Here is a 3,682-nt window from a genome sequence, read left to right on the forward strand (position 1 = left end):
GGCTGCAGCCGCCGCCGCTGCGCCTGCCGAGTCCAAGTAAGCGGCTCGAGGGGGCTGGCCGCCGGTCCCTGCCCGAAAGAAGCCCCGCGCTGTCCACCGGCAGCCGGGGTTTTTTCATGCGGCGTGGTGGCATTGCAGCCGCCGGGCCACGATCCCTTTCAGTGGCAGCGGCTGGCGTCGATCCAGGGCGTGCCCGCGCGCTGGTCGGCGACCACGATGTCCTGGGGCCCGCAGGCGAGCGCGCCGGCCAGGGCGGCCTGGGCCAGCCCGGGCTGGTTGTTGTGCGCGCTCAGGTGCGCCGCCACCACGTGTCGCAGCCCGCTGTGCTGCACGGCGCGCAGCAGCTCGGCGCTGGCGTGGTTCGGCAGGTGGCCGAGCGGGCCGGCGATGCGCCGCTTGAGGAAAGCCGGGTAGCGCCCACCGTCGAGCAGCTGCGGGTCGTGGTTCGCCTCCAGCAGCAGGGCATGGCAGCCCTGCAGCTGCGCGACCACATGGTCCGAAACGTGGCCCAGGTCGGTCAGCAGGCCGATGTGCGTGGCGCCATCGCTGCAGCGCAGGTGCAAGGGCTCGCGCGCGTCGTGCGGCACGGCGAAAGGCCGCGCTTCCAGGCCGCCCAGGTCAATCGGCTCGCCATCGCGGGCGATGCGCAGCAGGCCGTCGAATTCGGGGGCGCCCATGGCCTGCCACGTGCCCTCGCTCATCCAGACCGGGATGCGCTCGCGCAGCGCCAGCGCCAGCACGCAGCCCCTGTGGTCCGAATGCTCGTGGGTGATGAAGACCGCGTCGAGTTCCGACGTGCAGGTGCCGGCCGCCTGCAGACGCAGCTGCAGCTGACGCAGGCTCAGACCGCAGTCCATCAGCAGGCGGCGCGTACGCGCGCCCCTGCCTGCCGCCTCGATCAGCGTGGCGTTGCCGCCGCTGCCGCTGGCCAGGTTGCGAAAGCGCAGCACCCCCGGCGGTTTCCTACTTCAGGTCGTCCGCCAGCACGCGCACGATGCGCTCGGCGGTGGTGGACGATTCGGGCGCGCCGGTCGCGTTGAGCACCGAGACCGTGCTCAGCCCGCCCTCGCTGCGCACCACGATGCGGTACTTGAGCGGCGGCGCAGCGTCCTTGCGGCGGCCGAAGAGCTTGCCCAGGAAGCCCGGCTCCTTGGAGCTCTGGCTGGGTTCCACGTAGCGCACGAAGTACAGCCCCTGGCTGCGGTCGCGGTCCTCGACGGTGAAGCCGGTGCGGTCCAGCGAGACGCCGACGCGGCGCCAGGCGCGGTCGAAGGGCTCGTCCAGCTGCACCACCGGGGCGCCACCGACGCTGGCAATGCGCGCGGCCGGCGCATGCGGCACGGCACTGGCGGTGGCAGCCTTCGACTGCTCCTCGCTCACGCCCAGCCGCACCATCAGGCGGCGCAGGAATTCGGCCTCCAGCTCCGGGTCGGCCGCGCGGGGCTGCCACACGGTCTGGTCCTTCTGGGTGGAAGCATAGACCTCGACCATGCCGCGGTGCGTGACGTAGATGTCGGTGCCGCCGTCGGGGCGGCGCTCCAGGCGCGTGCGGAACTTGTCGCGCTCGCCGGTGGAGTAGAGCGAATCGAAGACCCGGCCGATGGTCTGGCGGATGATGTCCTGGGGCAGCTTGGCGCGGTTTTCCGCCCAGTCCGTCTCCAGCACGCCCAGGTCGCGCTGCTCCGTGCTGTAGACGAAGCCGTTGTCCAGCCAGAAGTCGCGCACTGGCTCCCACAGCTCGTCCGCCGGCCGGTCGACCACCAGCCAGCGCTGGTTGCCGTCGCGCTCGATGCGCACGTCGCCCACCTTCACCGGCGCGGTGCCGGCGGTGCTCGGCTGCTGGGCCTGGCCGGCCTCGTAGGCGGCGGCCGAGACCACGCCCCCAGGGACGGTGTAGCGCGAGTCGCGCGAGAGCTGCGTCAGGTCGGGCGGGACCTCCAGCGTGGCTCCCTTGGTGGCGCTCTTGTAGTCGATCTTGTCGCTCTCCAGGACGGAGCAGGCCGACACGCTCAGGGCCAGGCCGATCAGGCCGATGCGGATGCTGGGGTTCACGCGGGTTTCCTCGTTGGACAGGCGGCGGGGAGGGGAAAACGGGGGCAGGCGCTCAGGCCAACAGCCCTGCGGCGCGCAGGGCGCCTTCCACCACGGCCTCGTTGGCTTGCGACAGGGGGGTCATGGGCAGGCGCATGGCGCTGCCGCACAGGCCCAGGCGGCCCATGGCCCACTTCACCGGAATGGGGTTGGCCTCGACGAACAGGTGCCGGTGCAGCGGCATCAGGCGGAACTGGATCTCCATGGCGCGGCGCGCATCGCCCGCCAGGGCCGCGGCGCACAGCTCGCGCATCAGGCGCGGCGCCACGTTGGCCGTTACGCTGATGTTGCCGTGGCCGCCGCACAGCATCAGCGCGACCGCCGTGGGGTCGTCGCCGGAATAGATGGCGAAGCCCTCGGGCACGTCGCGGATCAGCCATTGGGCGCGCGCGATGTCGCCGGTGGCTTCCTTGATGCCGACGATGCCCGGAACCTGCGACAGGCGCAGCACGGTCTCGTGCTGCATGTCCGCCACCGAGCGGCCGGGCACGTTGTAGAGCACCATGGGCAGCTCGCCCACGGCCTCGGCGATCGCGCGGAAGTGCCGGTACAGGCCTTCCTGCGTCGGCTTGTTGTAGTAGGGCACGACCTGCAGCTGGCTGCTCGCGCCGACTTCCTTGGCAAAGCGCGCCAGCTCGATCGCCTCGTGCGTGGAGTTGGCGCCGCAGCCGGCCATGACGGGCACGCGCCCGGCCGCCTGCTCGACGGCCACGCGGATGATCTCGCAGTGTTCCTCGACGTCCACCGTGGGCGACTCGCCCGTCGTGCCGACCACGCACAGGCAGTTCGTGCCTTCCTGCACGTGCCAGTCGATGAGCTTGCGCAGGCTGGCGTAGTCCACGCTGCCGTCATCGTGCATCGGGGTGACAAGGGCGACGAGGCTGCCCTTCAGGGGCGCGCTGGAGGAAGTCATGGGCAGGGGCAGGAAGACGGAAAAAGAAACATTCTACCGAGCGAGCGGCAGGCGCCACGGGCCATCGACCTGCAAGGGTGGGCGCACTGCCGCGATGCGCTGCACGAAGCGCTCGGGCGCAGGCAGGAAGCCGTCCTCGTAGGCGACCACGCGCAGCGCCGCGCAGGCCTTGAGCAGCTCGCCGGGCGCCAGCAGGAAGTCCGGGCGCGCCGGGCGGCCGACGGTTTCGTTGCCGTGCGCGAAGGTCTCGTACAGCAGGACGCCACCCGGGGCGACGCTCGCCACCAGCGCGGGCAGCAGCGGCCGCCACAGGTAGTTCGTGACCACCACGCCGGCGAACTGCCGCCCGGGCAGCGGCCAGGGCGCGCCTTCGAGGTCCGCCTGGATCGCCTCGCCCATCTGTGCCGCCGCGGCCACCGCCTCCGGGTCGCGATCGATGCCGGTGACGGGGTGCTGCCGCGCATGGAACCAGCGCAGGTGCCGGCCGCGCCCGCAGGCCACGTCCAGCACCGCGCCGCCGGCAGGCAGCAGGTGCGACCAGCGCACGATCCACTCGGACGGGGTGTCGCTCGAATGCATGGACGATCCTAGAAGCAGGCCCGGCGCCGGTGGGCCCGCACCGCCGGGAAGCTCTGGTGCGTGCAGCCCATCGTCGCCTGGGTGATCGGCTGCAGCCGC

General features: G+C 71.9%; 4 protein-coding genes. All 4 read right to left on the reverse strand.

The annotated features are described in order from the left end of the window. Window positions 1–158 precede the first annotated feature (158 nt). The 4 genes from A612_RS15445 to A612_RS15460 are packed head-to-tail and all read right to left on the reverse strand — an operon-like array spanning window position 159 to window position 3,583. A complete protein-coding gene (locus A612_RS15445) occupies window positions 159–950 on the reverse strand; it encodes an MBL fold metallo-hydrolase (RefSeq protein WP_019375340.1) in 792 nt (263 codons plus the stop codon). A 13-nt stretch (window positions 951–963) separates the two neighbouring features. Continuing rightward, complete coding sequence (bamC, locus tag A612_RS15450) at window positions 964–2,052, reverse strand: outer membrane protein assembly factor BamC (protein WP_019375341.1); 1,089 nt, start codon at window positions 2,050–2,052, stop codon at window positions 964–966. A 52-nt stretch (window positions 2,053–2,104) separates the two neighbouring features. After that, entirely contained in the window at window positions 2,105–3,004 is a 900-nt protein-coding gene (gene dapA, locus A612_RS15455) for a 4-hydroxy-tetrahydrodipicolinate synthase (RefSeq protein ID WP_040437185.1), read from the reverse strand. A 33-nt stretch (window positions 3,005–3,037) separates the two neighbouring features. Next, window positions 3,038–3,583, reverse strand: coding sequence for a class I SAM-dependent methyltransferase (locus A612_RS15460; RefSeq protein ID WP_019375343.1), 546 nt, complete (start codon window positions 3,581–3,583; stop codon window positions 3,038–3,040). Between the last annotated feature and the right edge of the window lie 99 nt (window positions 3,584–3,682).

Origin of the sequence: Melaminivora alkalimesophila (genome assembly GCF_000282995.1) — a bacterium.
GTDB classification, from domain to species: domain Bacteria; phylum Pseudomonadota; class Gammaproteobacteria; order Burkholderiales; family Burkholderiaceae_C; genus Melaminivora; species Melaminivora alkalimesophila.